This window comes from Bacillus sp. REN10, assembly GCF_016820555.1.
Lineage (GTDB): Bacteria > Bacillota > Bacilli > Bacillales > Domibacillaceae > Bacillus_CE.
The window spans coordinates 23,879-40,853 of record NZ_JADHDW010000005.1; the positions used below are offsets into that span (position 1 = coordinate 23,879).

Here is a 16,975-nt window from a genome sequence, read left to right on the forward strand (position 1 = left end):
GCGATTCGTGAACGATTATTTCAAATTCCTAACGGATCTAGACCCATTCAATCGAAAAAGGGGCACCTATAAGCCGAATAATCGACTGATAGACACCCCTTTTACACTATTCTTTTTGAAAAATGGTTAACTGTAAAATTAGATTGACCAATGACATTAACACCGCAATGAATAACGCCATACCGAATCCGTCAATTTCAAAGTGACTGCCCATAATACTATCCGTCAGCATCAAAGTTAACGCATTGATCACAAACAGAAAGAATCCGAGCGTCACAAACGTAATCGGTAACGTCAAAATAATTAACAGGGGCCGAACGAGCACGTTTAAAATCGATAGCACAATACTAGCCATAATCGCTGAGCCTACACTATCAACTTCTACACTTGTAAAATAGCCCGAAAGCGCAATAAATAATAAGGCATTAATTAAAATGCCGACAAACCATCTCATAGTCACTCACCTTGTTCTAACTTAGGAATAAGCTCGCTTTCCTCTGTTTTTGGGGAAATTGCACGAATCGTAATCATACCTGTACGTGTTTCTGCTGTAATAAACATTTGCTGATCCGCTTCCTTCTCGCTTTCAAAGCGAACGAGCTTCTGAATCATTTCTTCTTTCTCTGACACTTTGTTCATGCCTGTTTCCGGCAAGTGGAAGGAACCGAAGTTGGTGCGCAATTCGCCTTTCATGCCGATATAAGCTGGCGCATACACCTCAATGTTGCCTGTAATGGTCTGTGCTTTCACCGTATGAGCGGCACCTGTCTTCAGGTCGCATAACACATTGCCGTTAACGGTTTTCACATCAATATCTGCAACGGAACCGATGACATGAATCGCTCCGTTGAAGGAGTCCGCTTCTACTCGTTTTCCTTCACAATTCATTAAGTAGATTTGGCCATTGCCTGTTTCGCCTTCAAAATCATCCACTTGACAATTTTTTAATTCGATCTTACCGTTCGCTGTTTTGACATCGAGCTCTTCTGCATGAATATCTTGAACGGCGCATGAACCATTAAACAGTTTAATGGAGATATCATGAATTTTTTCTTTCGGCACATACAACACGGTATCAACTTTCATTAGTTTCAAGCCGATCGAGAAAGATAATTTGTTGTCTCGTGCATAAAACACACTATTTTTCACAAATGATTCTCGCGCCGCTTCTTCCTGTTCCGCACCATATACTTTCACATGGCATTCCGCTTTTATACCTTGCTCGTCCCATGGAATAATCGTTAAATCCCCATTGGCCATCTCCACTTTTAAGCGCTTCGGCACAAATCCTTCTTCGTGAAACACATGAGAGAATTCGACCGCTTTTCCAAGAGGAAATTCAAAATCCTTTATTTTTTGAACCGTCGACTGAACGAACTGAAATAACTTATCCTTCGGCTGATTCAGCTGGCTGCCTGCCTCTTGCATTTGACTGCCTAATTTTTGTCCAAAGTTTAATAGTTCATCAAAAACATTTTCCTTTGAAGCAGTGGAACGCTCATTTTTCTCAAGCGCCTCCATTAACGCAACGGCTTCACTCGCCGTAATAATTCCATCTTCAACCATTTTCAAAATTCGCTTTTTCTCTTCGTTCATCTCAAAGCCCCTCCAATTAGTTGAATTTGACTCTTCCTCTTTACTTACGTCTTTCTCATCCAAAAAGTTTCATTTTTTTAATTATTGACTTGCATTTCCCGTTCGCGGTCACGAACTAGTACTTTGTTTAAATAATAACCGGTATATGATCCTTCCACTTCCGCCACTTCTTCCGGCGTGCCGCAAGCGACAATCGTCCCCCCACGATCGCCTCCTTCAGGTCCAAGGTCCACAATATAATCTGCTGTTTTAATCACATCTAAATTATGCTCAATCACTAACACTGTATCGCCATTGTCGACTAAACGTTGAAGCACTTGCAGCAGTCGAGAAATATCATCCACATGCAAGCCCGTCGTCGGCTCATCTAAAATATAGAAAGAGCGGCCATTCGAGCGGCGATGCAATTCAGAAGCCAACTTCACACGCTGCGCTTCTCCGCCGGAAAGTGTTGTTGCCGGCTGCCCGAGCGTAATATATCCCAATCCCACATCCGCGATCGTTTGCAGCTTGCGCTTAATTTTCGGGATATTTTCAAAAAACTGCAGCGCATCCTCCACCGTCATCGCCAACACATCAGAAATATTTTTGCCCTTATATTTCACTTCGAGCGTCTCTCGATTGTACCGTTTTCCATGACATACTTCACACGGCACATACACATCCGGTAAAAAGTGCATTTCAATTTTAATGATCCCGTCGCCTCGGCAAGCTTCACAGCGGCCGCCTTTCACATTGAAGCTAAAACGGCCTTTCTTATACCCGCGCACTTTCGCTTCATTCGTTGCCGCAAATACATCGCGAATGTCATCAAACACCCCTGTATATGTGGCAGGATTGGATCTTGGCGTCCGGCCAATCGGAGACTGATCAATATCAATAACTTTCTCCAAATGCTCGATGCCTTTTACTTCGCGGTGCTGGCCTGGCTTGTTTTTCGCTTTGTGCAGCTTTTGCGCTAATGATTTATGAAGAATTTCATTGATCAACGTACTTTTCCCTGAGCCAGAGACGCCTGTTACCGCTGTAAACAGCCCAAGCGGAAACTTCGCTTTAACATTTTTTAAATTATTTTCCTTCGCGCCGATCACTTCAATCCAGCGGCCGTCTGGCTGACGACGTTCTTTTGGCAACGGGATGTACTTCTTCCCAGATAAGTATTGACCGGTTAAAGAAGCCGGATCGTTCATTACTTGTTCAGGCGTTCCCGCAGACACAATTTCTCCTCCATGCACACCTGCCCCCGGTCCCACATCAATTAAATAATCAGCAGCGAGCATCGTATCTTCATCATGCTCCACCACAATCAATGTATTGCCGATGTCGCGCATTTCTTTCATCGTGTGAATTAAGCGGTCATTGTCCCGCTGATGAAGCCCAATGGATGGCTCATCTAGTATATATAACACTCCCGTCAGACGCGAGCCGATTTGGGTCGCTAACCGAATGCGTTGCGCTTCTCCGCCGGATAAGGTGCCCGCTGATCGGCTCAGCGTTAAATAATCTAAGCCGACATTAATTAAAAAGCCAAGGCGCTCACGAATTTCTCGTAAAATTAAATGGGCGATTTGCTGTTCTTTCTCTGTTAACGATAAAGAAGCAAAAAACTGTTCTGCTTCTTCAATCGAATCATTGGTCACTTCACTAATATGGCGACCGCTAATTTTGACGGCGAGGCTTTCTTTTTTCAAGCGATAGCCTTTACATGTCGGGCACTTTTGTTGCGCCATATACTTCTCCATTTGCTCGCGAATATAGTCGGAGCTCGTTTCGCGGTAGCGGCGCTCGACATTGTTGACGACGCCTTCAAACACGAGGTGATTTTCACGAATTTGGCCGAAGTCATTTTCATAGCGGAAGTACACTTTTTCACTGCCCGATCCGTATAAAATTTTCTCCATTTGTTCTTTCGGCAAGTCTTTCACCGGCACGTCCATATCGATGCCATAATGGGTACAAACGGCTTCGAGAAGCTGAGGGTAATATTGCGAGCTTGTCGGTTCCCACGGAGCAATCGCATGTTCTCTTAAGCTTAGCTCCCCATTCGGAATGACCAGATCGATATCCACTTTCAATTTCGACCCTAAGCCGTCACAAGTCGGACAGGCCCCGTAAGGACTGTTAAAAGAAAACATGCGCGGCTCTAGCTCGCCAATGGAAAAACCGCAGTGAGGACAAGCATGATGTTCACTGAACAGTAGTTCTTCTTGACCTATGACATCAATGACGACATTCCCTTCTCCTAGCTTCAACGCAGCCTCTAATGAATCCGCTAGGCGCGCTTCGATTCCTTCTTTCACAACGATGCGGTCAATCACGACTTCAATCGAATGCTTCTTGTTTTTCTCTAGTTCAATCTCGTCTTCTATTTCGTACATTTCGCCGTCTACACGCACGCGAACATAGCCTTGACGCTTAATTTCTTCAAACACCTTCACATGTGTTCCTTTGCGGCCGGAGACGATCGGCGACAGCACTTGCAGCTTCGTACGCTCCTCGTATTGCATAATGCGGTCGACCATTTGTTCAATCGTCTGCGACGTAATTTCAATGCCGTGCACCGGACAAACCGGACGGCCAACCCGCGCAAACAACAGCCGTAAGTAATCGTAAATTTCTGTCACTGTTCCGACCGTCGAACGAGGGTTACGGCTCGTCGTTTTCTGATCGATGGAGATCGCTGGCGATAAGCCTTCAATCGCATCGACATCCGGCTTATCCATTTGTCCTAAAAATTGACGAGCATAAGCGGACAGTGATTCAACATAGCGGCGCTGTCCTTCCGCATAAATCGTATCAAAGGCGAGCGATGATTTCCCTGAACCAGACAAACCCGTTAGCACTACTAATTGATCGCGCGGAATGGTGATGTCGATGTTTTTCAGATTATGTGCTCTAGCGCCTTTTACTGTAATTTTATCTATTCCCATAAAAGTCATCCTTCCGATTTCAACTCTAACCAGGCGTCGCGGAGTTCGGCCGCTTTCTCGAAATCAAGCGCTTTAGCCGCTTCCTTCATTTCACTTTCTAGACTTTGGATTAAGCGATTTCTTTCCGTTTTGGATAGCTTCTTCGCTGTTTCATACACTTCGGTCTCCTCAGCTGCATGAGTCGCGCGAATAACATCGCGAATTTCTTTTTGAATGGTCATTGGTGTAATGCCATGTGTTTCATTATATTGTTTCTGAATCGAGCGGCGACGCTTCGTTTCTTCGATCGCTTTTGCCATGGAATCCGTTATTTTGTCAGCATACATAATGACATGCCCAGATGCGTTGCGGGCAGCCCGACCCATCGTCTGAATTAGCGAACGTTCAGAGCGCAGGAAACCTTCCTTATCGGCATCTAAAATAGCGACGAGCGATACTTCCGGAATATCGAGCCCTTCTCTCAGCAAGTTAATGCCGACTAGCACATCATATTTGCCAAGGCGCAAGTCACGAATGATTTCAATTCGTTCAAGCGTTTTGACTTCAGAATGCAAATACTGCACTTTAATGCCGATATCTTTTAAATAGTCGGTCAAGTCCTCTGACATTTTCTTCGTTAATGTCGTGACTAAGACGCGCTCATTCTTCTCAATCCGCTCCTGTATTTCAGCGAGAAGATCATCGATTTGCCCCTCAATTGGACGAACATCAACGGTTGGGTCAAGCAAGCCGGTCGGCCGAATAATTTGTTCGGTCATATGCGGCGTATGCTCGATTTCATAAGGTCCTGGTGTCGCTGAAACGTATATCGCTTGATTCACATGCTCCTCAAATTCTTGGAACATGAGCGGGCGATTATCCTTCGCGGATGGCAGACGGAACCCATGATCCACTAGCACTTGCTTGCGCGCCTGGTCGCCGTTGTACATGCCGCGCACTTGCGGAAGCGTGACATGCGATTCATCAATGACAAGCAAGAAATCTTTCGGAAAATAATCCAGTAGCGTATACGGCGTGGAGCCCGGCGGCCGCAACGTCAGATGACGGGAATAATTTTCAATACCGGAACAGAAGCCCATCTCCCTCATCATTTCCAAATCATAACGCGTCCGCTGTTCAAGACGTTGCGCTTCTAGCAATTTATTTTCTGCGTGCAACTCAGCGAGACGCTCTTCCAATTCTTTTTCAATGTTCTCAATCGCCAGCTTCATTTTCTCTTCTCGTGTAACGAAGTGGGAAGCCGGAAAAATAGCGACATGATCGCGATCGCCAAGCACTTCTCCCGTTAGCGCATCGACTTCACGAATGCGTTCAATTTCATCGCCGAAAAACTCGACCCGCAAGCAATGCTCATCGCGCGAAGCCGGGAAGATCTCGACGACATCGCCGCGCACGCGAAACGTTCCGCGCTTAAAATCGATATCATTGCGGTCATACTGCACATCGACAAGACGGCGCAACAGCTGATTCCGCTCCATATCCATGCCCGTGCGTAGTGAAATCACAAGTTCGCGGTACTCTTCCGGCGAACCTAAGCCGTAAATGCAGGACACGCTGGCAATAATAATGACATCATTACGTTCAAATAGCGATGATGTCGCTGAGTGACGCAACTTATCAATTTCATCATTAATGCTCGCATCTTTTTCAATAAATGTATCGGTTTGCGGCACATACGCTTCCGGCTGATAATAGTCATAGTAGCTGACGAAATACTCTACCGCATTATTCGGAAAAAACTCTTTAAATTCGCTGTATAGCTGACCGGCCAATGTTTTGTTATGAGCGATGACAAGCGTCGGTTTATTCACTTCTTTAATGACGTTAGAAATCGTAAATGTCTTACCTGTTCCCGTTGCTCCAAGCAGGGTTTGCTGTTTTTTTCCTTGCTTAATGCCCTCTACCAGCTCGGCAATCGCGGCAGGCTGATCGCCTTGCGGACGGTATTTAGAAACAATTTCAAATTGGTTTGCCACACTTATTCCCCCTGCTGATCTATTTCCTCTATCATACTCTTTAATCAATTATTATTTCCATTTTCAACTTCATTGACTTCGATACTTATCATATTTCCCATTTTATCATAATTGAAACAAGGAAAGCCATCTTTTTGCGCACATATGTTCTGCATTTAATCCGCACGCAACATAAAAAAAGCAGGAGCATCACGCCCCCACTCTCAAAGTAAAATATCCAGCCAAATTTTCAAAGCAGTTGCCGCAATTAATACGGCAAGCAACCATTGAAGAATTTTCGTATTCATTTTTTGTCCGGCTTTCGCACCTAGCGGCGAAGCGATAATACTTGCTACGACCATGATGAGCGCTGGCCAGAATAATACTTGCCCCGTCATAAGCTTCCCAGCGGTTGAGCCAATCGATGAGATAAAGGTAATCGCAAGCGAACTGGCAATCGTCATTCTAGTTGGAATTTTTAACACAACAAGCATGATCGGCACGAGCAAGAACGCTCCCGCTGCTCCGACGATCCCTGAACCTACTCCGACGATAAAAGCAAGGGAAGCGGCTAGCCATTTGTTAAACGTCACTTCGTGGAGTGGACGATCATCGAGGTTTTTCTTTGGAATAAACATCATAATGGCGGCTAAAGCGGCTAAAATACCATAAATGACGTTCACCGTCGACTCCGCCATATTTTCCGAACCAAAGCCGCCGATGAAGCTTCCTATTAAGACAGCCGCCCCCATGTACATAATTAATGTTTTATTTAAATAATCACTTTTTCGATACGCCCAAACGCCGGCGATCGTTGCAAAGAACACTTGAACAGCGCTAATGCCCGATACTTCATGAGCCGAAAAAGCGGCGAATCCTAGCATCGGCGGGATATATAATAGCATTGGATATTTAATAATCGAACCGCCGATTCCGACCATTCCGGAAATAAACGAACCGATAAAACCAATGAGAAATATCGTGATGATGAAACTGATAGACGCATCCATTCTTTATTTCACACCTTTCTTATTGTTTCCAGCTGCAAATTCCGTCTTGTACATTCGTCACATTTGTAAAACCTTTTTTCTTCAGCAATTGAGCGGCTTTTTGGCTGCGCATACCACTTTGGCACATGACGACAACTTCTTTGTTACGATCGAGTTCGTTCACACGTGAAGCCAGCTGCTGTAAAGGGATATTTTGAAATCCTTTCACGTGATGACCTTTGTATTCGCTTGGTGTTCTGACATCGATGAATTGTTTGTTTCCCGCTTTTAACTCTTGTTTTAAATCATCCGTTGAGATGTGGCGAATCCCTTTAGCGGGAATCATATTTTTAATCGAAATAAAAACGAAAATCGCTAGTGCTGTGTAAAAAATGATGCTCATCGCTTGCTCTCCTTTTTTTAACGGCTTTTCATCAGTAATTCGACCGCTTCTTTCACCATTTCATCTGTTTCTTCACCGTTTTCAATATTGAGACGAACGCATTGTTCTAAATTTTTGCTGACCACTACCCCGATCGTACGATTGATCGCTCCTTGAATCGCACTTAATTGCATCACAATATCAGCGCAGTCCTTTTCCTCGTCCATCATTCGCAACACTCCGCGCACCTGTCCTTCAATCCGCTTCAGCCGGTTTTGTACATGTTTATCGTATGTCATCGTGGTCACCTCCTATTAGAAAGAGCCAGGCATAAGGCCCGGCTCATGAAATTATTTCAACAAAGACATGACGGCTTGCGGATCATAACCTAACACCCATTGTCCGTTCACTTCGGTTTGCGGAACGCCCATTTGACCTGTCGTTGCCACTAGACGTTGCGCGGCTTGTTGGTCTTGCTGAACGTTTACTTCTTTATAGGAAATCCCTTGTTCATTTAAAAAGTTTTTCATCATTGTGCAGTAAGGACATGTGTTAGTTGAATAAACAGTTACTTTGTTCATGATTAGTTTTCTCCTTTCGTTACTTCTTCACCAGCGATTTTCCATGCTGAAAAGCCGCCTGCTACGTTTTCAATATGTTTAAATCCAGCTGCTTGGAGCACACTTGTTCCAATAGCTGAACGCGCACCTGATTGACAATGAACGATGATTTTCTTATCTTTCGGTAGATCGGCTAGTTGATCTTGTAAGTAGCCAAGCATATGGTGATGCGACCCTGGAATGCGACCTTCATTCCACTCCGCTTGCTGACGGATATCTACTACATACACGTCTTCATTTTGATATTGCGCTTTAAAAGCTTCGATATCGATGTTGGCATATTTCTCTAACTCATCTGCTTCGCTTAGCACTTTCGGATCCGCAAAAGCAACAATGCGATCCAACCCGATGGATTCAAGCGCTAGCTGAATTTCTTTCGCTTGCTCTTTTTCTGCAATCAAGACGATCTCTTGTTCATAACGTAACATCCAGCCTGCCCAGTTCGTGAAAATTTTTGAGAATGGAATGTTGATCGTTCCTTCCATATGACCGTTAGAAAAGGCAAGCCCATCTCGAGTATCAACAACGACAGTATTGTCTTTATTTAACAGTTCCTGAAGCTCTTTATATGTTTCGACATAAGGAATTTCCTCGCCTGTTAATACTTTAGGCCCTACTTTATTCACTTTTTTCATCATCGCAAAGTATTTTGGCGGTTCTGGTTGATCTTTCAGTAATTCTTGATGGAATTCTTCTTTATCCTCGATTTGAAGCGCCCAGTTGTTCGCTTTTTCGTAACCTACTGTTGAAAGAGGAACCGCTCCAAGTGATTTTCCACAAGCACTTCCAGCTCCATGTGCAGGCCACACTAATAAATAATCTGGTAGCTGTTTAAAGCGTTGAACGGAGTCAAACATTTGCAAAGCACCAGCATCTGCTGTTCCTTTTACTCCTGCCGCTTTTTCTAATAAATCCGGACGGCCAACATCGCCCACAAATACGAAGTCTCCTGTGAAAATACCCATTGGTACATCGGAGCCGCCACCTTTATCTGTGACAACAAAAGAGATACTTTCAGGGGTATGCCCTGGTGTATGCATCACTTTGAACTCGATGTTTCCGACTGTAAATACGTCGCCATCTTTCACCAATGTTGCGGAAAGCCCATCTAAATATTGATATTTCCAGTTTTCATCGCCTTCATCTGATAAATACAATGTAGAACCATGATCATGAGCGAGCTGACGAGCACCTGAGACAAAGTCTGCATGAATATGAGTTTCTGTTGCTGCTGTTAAACGAAAACCTTCTTTTTTCGCTGTTTCCACATAAGGAGTAATGTCACGGGCAGGATCAACAACAATCGCCTCACCCGTTTTTTGACATCCGACCATATAAGAATATTGAGCTAATTTTTCATCAAAGTAAGAACGAAAGAACATAATGTATTTCCTCCTTTTATTTTACCCTAAGGGGTATGTGTTATCTTGATTCTTATAATACCCCATACCCTATAAAAAAGCAAGAGGGAAATTTAAAAAGCTGGGGGAATGCTAATAACCCTCGCGGAGTGCTGATACATCTCCGCGAAGGCCGATTTATTTCCGTGAGGGGCGGAATATTCGCGCAAGGGCCGGATTCTTTGCACCAAGGCCGAAATATCCGCGCGACGGCCGGATTCTTCGCGCCAAGGCCGGATTATCTGCGCGACGGCCGGATTCTTTGCACCAAGGCCGGATTATCCACACGACGGCCGGATTCTTCGACGACAAGGCCGATAAGTTAGTATCGCACGAGAAATAATAAACAATTCACAAGAAAAACCGGCATCCACACTAGACTGGAAGCCGGTTTTTCTTACTTATTCAATTTCATCTTTTTCACCATTTGATTGGACAGCCAGAAGCCAGCCGTTAAGGAGGCTGCATCGATCACGATGAGCGTCCATGTAGGCGTATATCCTTTGTATACAGATGCCGCGATTAAAGCGACGGTTAATGTTAAGCCGAGCAGCTGATTATATGTGACCCTTGTAAAAAAAACCACAAGCAAACCCGGCATAAATATGGCTAGAATGATTTTATCAATCATATTTTCACTCCTGAAAAACAAACTAACTTTTATTTGTCGGTGTATTTTTGGACAATCATTTCCGTTACATAATTTAATTCATTATGAGGGATGAACTCTTCCGACAGCATATCCGGCAGTATGTGCTCAATGAAATATTGAACGCAGTGCATATCGTGAAATTTCATAATCGTGGATAGAGCTTCTTGATAGATTTCAAGAAATAATGGTTCCGGATTACGCTTCAATATTTCTCCGAACGATTCATAGAGAAGATCTATTTTATCAGCCACTGATAAAATCCGGCCTTCGAGGGTTCCATCCTTGCCTTCTTTGAACCGCTCCATATAAATCGCTTGCAATTCTTGCGGAAATTCCTGCTCAACAAACTTCTTCGCCATTTGCTCTTCCACTTGTGAAAAGAGCGCATTCAACTCGTGAGAAGCATATTTGACGGGTGTTTTAATATCACCAGTGAACAGTTCCGCATAATCATGGTTCAATGCTTTTTCATATAAAGAACGCCAATTGACCGATTCCCCTGCCATTTCTTCAATGGTCCCTAGAAATTGGGCGATTTTTGTGACTTTAAAGGAATGAGCCGCTACTGTATGCGTTTGATATTTGAATTTCCCCGGTAATCGGAATAAATGCTCCAAATCAGATAAACTTTTAAAATAATTGTGCACGCCCATCAAATCACTCCTCTCTATCTTTACATTAACAATTGAAGAAAATGAGCGAAAAGTCAAGCAAAAGAATGACATCATCAATAAAAATGGACATATTCTAAATGTAGTCATACAATCAGTAAGTGATCTTTTTATCTTAACTAATGAGGTGAACCACATTGAATTTATGGGAATTATTCGTCGCCTTTATTTTAGGACTAGTTGAAGGGGCAACGGAATTTGCTCCTGTTTCCTCCACAGGACATATGATTATTGTCGACGATATGTTATTGAAATCGAAAGAAATGTTTTCTGCACCGGTGGCGAATACGTTCAAAGTCGTCATCCAGCTCGGTTCGATTTTGGCGGTTGTCATCGTATTTAAAGACCGGATCTTGAACTTGCTTGGCTTGAAAAAGAAAACGACGGCCTATCATCAAGAAATGACCCAGTTGAAACTAAGTGTCGTCATCGTCGGTCTCCTTCCGGCTACGATTCTCGGTCTACTATTTGAAGATTACATTGATGATCATCTGTTTTCCGTTCACACCGTACTAATCGGTTTAGTGTTGGGTGCTATTTTAATGTTACTTGCTGATAAATTTGCACCAAAATATGTCCAAGCTGAAACGGTTGATGAAGTCACTTATAAACAAGCCTTCTTAGTCGGATTGGTTCAATGTTTAGCCTTGTGGCCAGGCTTCTCCCGTTCAGGTTCCACCATTTCCGGAGGCGTGCTGCTTGGGATGAGTCATCGCGCCGCTGCTGACTTTACGTTTATTATGGCTGTTCCGATCATGGCGGGTGCCAGCACATTATCACTCATTAAAAACTGGGAATACTTCACCCCAGATGCACTGCCGTTTTTCATTGTCGGATTTATTAGTGCGTTTGTCTTCGCTCTATTGTCCATACGCTTCTTCTTAGCGCTTATTAACAAAGTCAAACTGACACCATTTGCCCTTTACCGCATCGTATTAGCGGCTGTCATTTACTTTGTGTTCTTATAAGTCGATGAAAAAAAGCCTGATTCGCATATGCGAATCAGGCTTCTTGTACAGGTTCATCTGTCATGTCACCTTCTATATCAGAGGCGACTTCTTTTTTTGTAACTTCGATAAATTTAATGTGGTAGCCTTCCATTTCGATGACTTTGAAGGTGTAATGATCGCGTTCGATGATGTCGCCTTCTTGGACTTCAAATTTTTCAGTTAAAATCCAGCCGCCGACGGTGTCGACATCTTCATCATCAATGTCGAGTCCAAACAGATCATTGACTTCATCAATCAGCACTTTCCCATCTAAAATCACTTGATGTTCATTGACTCGCTTAATCATCGGTGTTTCATCTTGGTCGAATTCGTCGCGAATTTCACCAACGATTTCTTCGATGATATCTTCTACTGTGACAAGTCCGGCTGTACCGCCGTATTCATCAATTAAGATCGCCATTTGAATGCGGTCTTTTTGCATTTTGACTAATAAATCATGAATAGCGATCGACTCAATCACCTGAATGACTGGACGAACATAGTGTTCAATGCTCACGGTTTTCTTGCTTTCGTCTCGAATAAAGTCGGTCAATACTTCCTTCATATTGATCATACCGATAATATGGTCTTTATCCCCATCGGTTACCGGGTAACGAGTGTAATTCTCTTCTAGCACCATTGAAATGCACTCTTGTGCCGTCTCGGATTTGTCAATCGCCACTATTTCCGTGCGCGGCACCATAATTTCTTTCGCTAGGCGATCATCAAACTCGAATATATTATTTACATATTTATATTCTGATTGATTAATTTCTCCGCTTTTCAGGCTTTCCGATAAAATGATGCGCAGCTCTTCTTCCGAGTGGGCCATTTCATGTTCAGCAACAGGCTTTAACCCGAAGAGGCTGACCACTAATCGAGAAGCCCCGTTCAACGTTTTAATGAACGGATACATTAAGCGGTAAAATATAATCATTGGTTTCGCAAACAACAAGGCAACCGCTTCTGCTTTTTGAATCGCTACCGTTTTCGGCGCCAATTCTCCAACTACGACATGCAAAAAGGTGATCGTTGTAAAGGCAATCACAAATGATACTGCGCTCACAACAGATGCAGATAGCTCTAATCGCTCAAATAACGGTCTTAATAAGTGAACAACAGTCGGTTCACCTAACCAACCCAGCCCTAAAGCTGTCACTGTAATACCAAGCTGACACGCCGATAAATACTCATCTAAATTCGAAATCACCTTTTTAGCAGCTATCGCCTTTTTATTTCCTTCCGCTGCTAGCTGGTCAATCCTTGTGCTTCGAACCTTTACAATCGCAAACTCAGTCGCTACGAAGAAACCAGTTAATGCGATCAAAAAGGCAACCATGATTAAATTAAATATGTCCAAATACCCTCCTTACTGACACCTCTCGTCAGCAAGGAATTACACCTCCTGCTATAAGTAAAATGAATATTTCTATTCAACCGCTCTCTTTTTTGTGCGCTGAGGCTTGTTCCGGCCTGTTCGCGTCCAATATTCCGTTCGGTTGTACTGCACAAACTTGATCATGCTTACTGCCTTCCCAATACCCTCACCTCACTTTTTTCAGTTACTTCTACTTTAAAACAACTGGATGATGTAGTCAATGTTAACGCGCGAAAGAATGGGCTAAAAGTTAGATACGAATAGCCGCTCATCTGTAAGTAGATTACACTTCTGTTTTTGGGTGAGCTACGATGACGAAGTTCGACTCATCGGACATAGATAAGCGGATGCGACCGCCCCAATATCCGGTAGGGTCATCCACCTTTACCGTGATCGTATCTTCTACCATCACATCGATCGGATACAGCTTTCCTTTGATAAACTCAAATCTCTCTTTTTCTGTTCTCACATCAAAATTTCGAGTCACTTTCATATACAGCATGGGACATCCTCCTTAAAATATTCTTGCCAATGTCATACCCTTATAACAGCTTATTCACTCCTAATTTTTTTATTTTATTGTAGACTTTGTGACGTCGTTCCGTTCATTGATGAAACATGATCCGTTAACGGTGTCTTCCTCTAAAATATTCCTCTTGAAACATGCACATGCGAATCGCATCATGATAATGCCCATCAACGAAAAATTCATCTTTCAGCTCGCCTTCAATTTGAAAGCCGACTTTCTCATATACATGGATCGCCTTTTCGTTCACCTTATCCACAATTAAATAAAGCTTATGCATATTCAATACTGAAAATGCATAATACATCGCAAGCTCAGTGGCCTGAACGGAATAGCCATGCCCTTGATACTGCGGATGAATAATAATTTGAAACTCCGAACGGCGATGAATATAATCGATTTCCACCAATTCCACGAGCCCTACCATATTGCCATCCCGCTCAACAATAAAACGGCGTTCGCTTTGGTCATGAATATGCTTGTCATACAAATCCTGAAGCTCAACAAATGATTCATACGGCTCTTCAAACCAATACGACATAATTTTCGCGTTATTATTCAGCTTATGAACAAATTCTAAATCTTCTCTCTCTAACGGACGCAGCTTGACGTCGGCACTCATGTTCTTCCATCCTCCGAATTCCAATGAATATTATATTGCAAGATTCTTACTTTTCAGTATAAAGATAAAAGTCGCATCAGTCTAATTTATTGATAGGCTTTATGAAAATATATGAGGAGAAAGAAAGTTTCTTGAGTATGTTTCCATGAAAAATTCAGCTTTTGTCTACATGGGAACATGGAGGATAAAGTGAAACTTCGATCAGTGGGGGTTTTCTTCATCCCCCACTGATTGTTAGTTGAACGGATCGGGCGTTTACGGGCTGTTGATCCCCCACCTACACGTCTGCGCTTCTTCCGCCATGTTGATTGAGGTGGGGGTCTTACAGCCCGTTAATGCGGGATAAATGAAAACAAGGAACTGCTTCGTTACACAGCCCCTTGTCCATTCGGAAATATCACATTTCCGTTGCTTGATTCAAATCATAGAAAAATTGTTAATACTTTTGATCATCCCTCCGGCGAATGTTAAATCAAATGATTTTCGCCCCACTTTTTCAAGTGCCTCTTCATCATCGATAATTAGTATTTTTGGTATCTTTTTCACCTATACAGCCGTTCAATTAGACGCAATATTCGTTCGGACACTTCTTGAATGTCAAATGGTTTCAGGATATAATCATTGGCTCCAAGTTCGAGCGCTTTCAGTATATCTTCCTCACTTTTTTGACCCGTTAACATCAAAACAAGTACATTATTTGAAGAATAACTTGCTCTCAGTTTCTTCAATACGTCTATTCCATCCATGATTGGCATCATGCCGTCTAATAAAATGATATATTTCCCTTCGGATGTGTACCAATCTGACTCTAGAAACGTAACGCCATCGCTAAATGGTACTACTTCTATTTCATACTTATTACTGGACTGCCATGAAGCGAAATAATTCGTGATCATTTCTCGTACAACATACACATCATCCACGACGATAATCGTCACTTTCACCCGTTTCTTCACTTCTTCCATATGGGAGCCAAAGACCATTCTCTGATTTCTTCCGGATTGCTTCGCCAAATAAAGCGCTTGATCGGCTTCCTCTAACAACTGTTCTGGATGAAGCTTGTCTTTTTTTGCCTGTGCAATTCCGGCAGAAAAAGTAACTTGAAACTCTTCTCCTTTAGCAGAAAATATTTGTTGCGCCATCGCTTCACGCAGTTGTTCAAGTATATGATGCGCCGTATCCGTCGTGCTGTTTGGCAGTAAAAGAACGAACTCCTCGCCGCCATAGCGGCACCCTATATATTGATCACCTGCGATCTTTTTGATCCATGCGGCAAAACTTTGCAGTACCTCATCTCCTACTAGATGACCGTACGTATCATTAATCTTTTTAAAGTCGTCTAAGTCAATCATCGCAATAGTAAATGGCTCAGCTGTTCGTTCAAACTGCTGAATGAGCTGTTGAAGACTGGCATTCATATATTTGCGATTGTATAGCTGGGTTAGCTCATCCGTAATAATCGAACGTTCTAAGTCTCTTTTATACATTAAACGGTTATGAACATAGGCAAGTAAAACTTCCGGATTGATCGGTTTGATGAGAAAATCTAATGCCCCTATCTGATAAGATCGTATTTGATTATCTGGGCTATTATCTTCACTAATCATCGCCACAACGACACGTTCTTTTCTGACTTTATTCATAATATCTTCTAATACAGTAAAGCCATTAATATCAGGTAACGTAATATCTAAAAAGATCATTGCTGGCTTGATTTCGTACATTAGCTCTAATCCGCGCTGACCATGATGAGCAAGGATAACGGAATATCCCTCTCTTTCGAGCAAATCTTTCATGAACGTCATAAAGGTAATATCATCATCAATCACTAAAATAAAGTCCTTTACCGACTGTTCTTTCAGCAAAGAACAGTCTTGGTTCTCTTGATGAGACACCACTCCGTTTTTCGTATAAAAAGCGACCCCTTCTATTAAGGGAGAGAAATATTCTTGCCATTCCGATGTTTGCCACTCCGTTTGTCCATTTTCTTTCAATAGAGTCAACTTTTCGGTCGCAATCATACTCATCTCATGTAAACCCATTGTTCCTGCGGTTCCCTTTAACGTGTGCAGAAAAAAATACAGCTCTTGTTCCAAAATAAATGTCCGTTCTCCCCATTTTTGAAATTCCACTTGCATTCGCTCATACATTATTTGTTGATATTGTTCTTTGCTCATCTTAACCGCTCCAGTTTTAGGAAATACTCTCATAGTAGCCCTGTGTTACTTATTATCTTGCTATTTTTAATGGATTTTCATACGCTCA

General features: G+C 42.8%; 16 protein-coding genes. 1 reads left to right on the top strand and 15 read right to left on the bottom strand.

Features of this window, described 5'->3' with window-relative positions; translation table 11 throughout:
• Nucleotides 1-106 precede the first annotated feature (106 nt).
• The 11 genes from IRB43_RS09440 to IRB43_RS09490 form a co-directional block, all read right to left on the bottom strand.
• Nucleotides 107-454, bottom strand: a complete 348-nt coding sequence (locus IRB43_RS09440; protein WP_203363226.1) for a phage holin family protein — start codon at nucleotides 452-454, stop codon at nucleotides 107-109.
• A 2-nt stretch (nucleotides 455-456) separates the two neighbouring features.
• Nucleotides 457-1,596, bottom strand: a complete 1,140-nt coding sequence (locus tag IRB43_RS09445) for a DUF4097 family beta strand repeat-containing protein (protein WP_203363227.1) — start codon at nucleotides 1,594-1,596, stop codon at nucleotides 457-459.
• A gap of 77 nt (nucleotides 1,597-1,673) precedes the next feature.
• The gene (gene uvrA / locus IRB43_RS09450) at nucleotides 1,674-4,526 is read right to left on the bottom strand and encodes an excinuclease ABC subunit UvrA (protein ID WP_203363228.1); all 2,853 of its coding nucleotides are present in this window, start codon (nucleotides 4,524-4,526) and stop codon (nucleotides 1,674-1,676) included.
• A gap of 5 nt (nucleotides 4,527-4,531) precedes the next feature.
• Nucleotides 4,532-6,502, bottom strand: coding sequence for an excinuclease ABC subunit UvrB (gene uvrB, locus IRB43_RS09455; protein WP_203363229.1), 1,971 nt, complete (start codon nucleotides 6,500-6,502; stop codon nucleotides 4,532-4,534).
• A gap of 203 nt (nucleotides 6,503-6,705) precedes the next feature.
• Nucleotides 6,706-7,491: a sulfite exporter TauE/SafE family protein gene (locus IRB43_RS09460; RefSeq protein WP_203363230.1), complete on the bottom strand. Its 786-nt coding sequence runs from the start codon at nucleotides 7,489-7,491 to the stop codon at nucleotides 6,706-6,708.
• 19 nt (nucleotides 7,492-7,510) lie between these two features.
• A complete protein-coding gene (locus IRB43_RS09465) occupies nucleotides 7,511-7,873 on the bottom strand; it encodes a rhodanese-like domain-containing protein (protein ID WP_203363231.1) in 363 nt (120 codons plus the stop codon).
• A 17-nt stretch (nucleotides 7,874-7,890) separates the two neighbouring features.
• A complete protein-coding gene (locus IRB43_RS09470; RefSeq protein WP_203363232.1) occupies nucleotides 7,891-8,151 on the bottom strand; it encodes a metal-sensitive transcriptional regulator in 261 nt (86 codons plus the stop codon).
• 51 nt (nucleotides 8,152-8,202) lie between these two features.
• Complete coding sequence (locus tag IRB43_RS09475; RefSeq protein ID WP_095480483.1) at nucleotides 8,203-8,433, bottom strand: glutaredoxin family protein; 231 nt, start codon at nucleotides 8,431-8,433, stop codon at nucleotides 8,203-8,205.
• Nucleotides 8,434-8,435: 2 nt separating this feature from the next.
• Complete coding sequence (locus IRB43_RS09480; RefSeq protein ID WP_203363233.1) at nucleotides 8,436-9,854, bottom strand: MBL fold metallo-hydrolase; 1,419 nt, start codon at nucleotides 9,852-9,854, stop codon at nucleotides 8,436-8,438.
• 415 nt (nucleotides 9,855-10,269) lie between these two features.
• Complete coding sequence (locus IRB43_RS09485) at nucleotides 10,270-10,503, bottom strand: CsbA family protein (protein ID WP_203363234.1); 234 nt, start codon at nucleotides 10,501-10,503, stop codon at nucleotides 10,270-10,272.
• Nucleotides 10,504-10,532: 29 nt separating this feature from the next.
• On the bottom strand, nucleotides 10,533-11,177 hold the full coding sequence (locus IRB43_RS09490; protein WP_203363235.1) for a YfbR-like 5'-deoxynucleotidase: 645 nt from the start codon (nucleotides 11,175-11,177) through the stop codon (nucleotides 10,533-10,535).
• Nucleotides 11,178-11,332: 155 nt separating this feature from the next.
• Between IRB43_RS09490 and IRB43_RS09495 the strand changes: the two genes are divergently transcribed.
• Nucleotides 11,333-12,163 carry an undecaprenyl-diphosphate phosphatase gene (locus IRB43_RS09495; protein WP_203363236.1) on the top strand — a complete coding sequence of 277 codons (831 nt, stop codon included), beginning with the start codon at nucleotides 11,333-11,335 and terminating at the stop codon, nucleotides 12,161-12,163.
• A 34-nt stretch (nucleotides 12,164-12,197) separates the two neighbouring features.
• On the opposite strand, the gene IRB43_RS09500 is transcribed toward IRB43_RS09495, so the two are convergent.
• The 4 genes from IRB43_RS09500 to IRB43_RS09515 all read right to left on the bottom strand — a co-directional run bounded on the left by IRB43_RS09500 (nucleotide 12,198) and on the right by IRB43_RS09515 (nucleotide 16,887).
• Nucleotides 12,198-13,544 carry a hemolysin family protein gene (locus IRB43_RS09500; RefSeq protein ID WP_203363237.1) on the bottom strand — a complete coding sequence of 449 codons (1,347 nt, stop codon included), beginning with the start codon at nucleotides 13,542-13,544 and terminating at the stop codon, nucleotides 12,198-12,200.
• 301 nt (nucleotides 13,545-13,845) lie between these two features.
• On the bottom strand, nucleotides 13,846-14,064 hold the full coding sequence (locus tag IRB43_RS09505; protein ID WP_203363238.1) for a hypothetical protein: 219 nt from the start codon (nucleotides 14,062-14,064) through the stop codon (nucleotides 13,846-13,848).
• 124 nt (nucleotides 14,065-14,188) lie between these two features.
• The gene (speG, locus tag IRB43_RS09510) at nucleotides 14,189-14,710 is read right to left on the bottom strand and encodes a spermidine N1-acetyltransferase (protein ID WP_203363239.1); all 522 of its coding nucleotides are present in this window, start codon (nucleotides 14,708-14,710) and stop codon (nucleotides 14,189-14,191) included.
• 542 nt (nucleotides 14,711-15,252) lie between these two features.
• Nucleotides 15,253-16,887, bottom strand: coding sequence for a GGDEF domain-containing response regulator (locus tag IRB43_RS09515; protein ID WP_203363240.1), 1,635 nt, complete (start codon nucleotides 16,885-16,887; stop codon nucleotides 15,253-15,255).
• Nucleotides 16,888-16,975 lie beyond the last annotated feature (88 nt).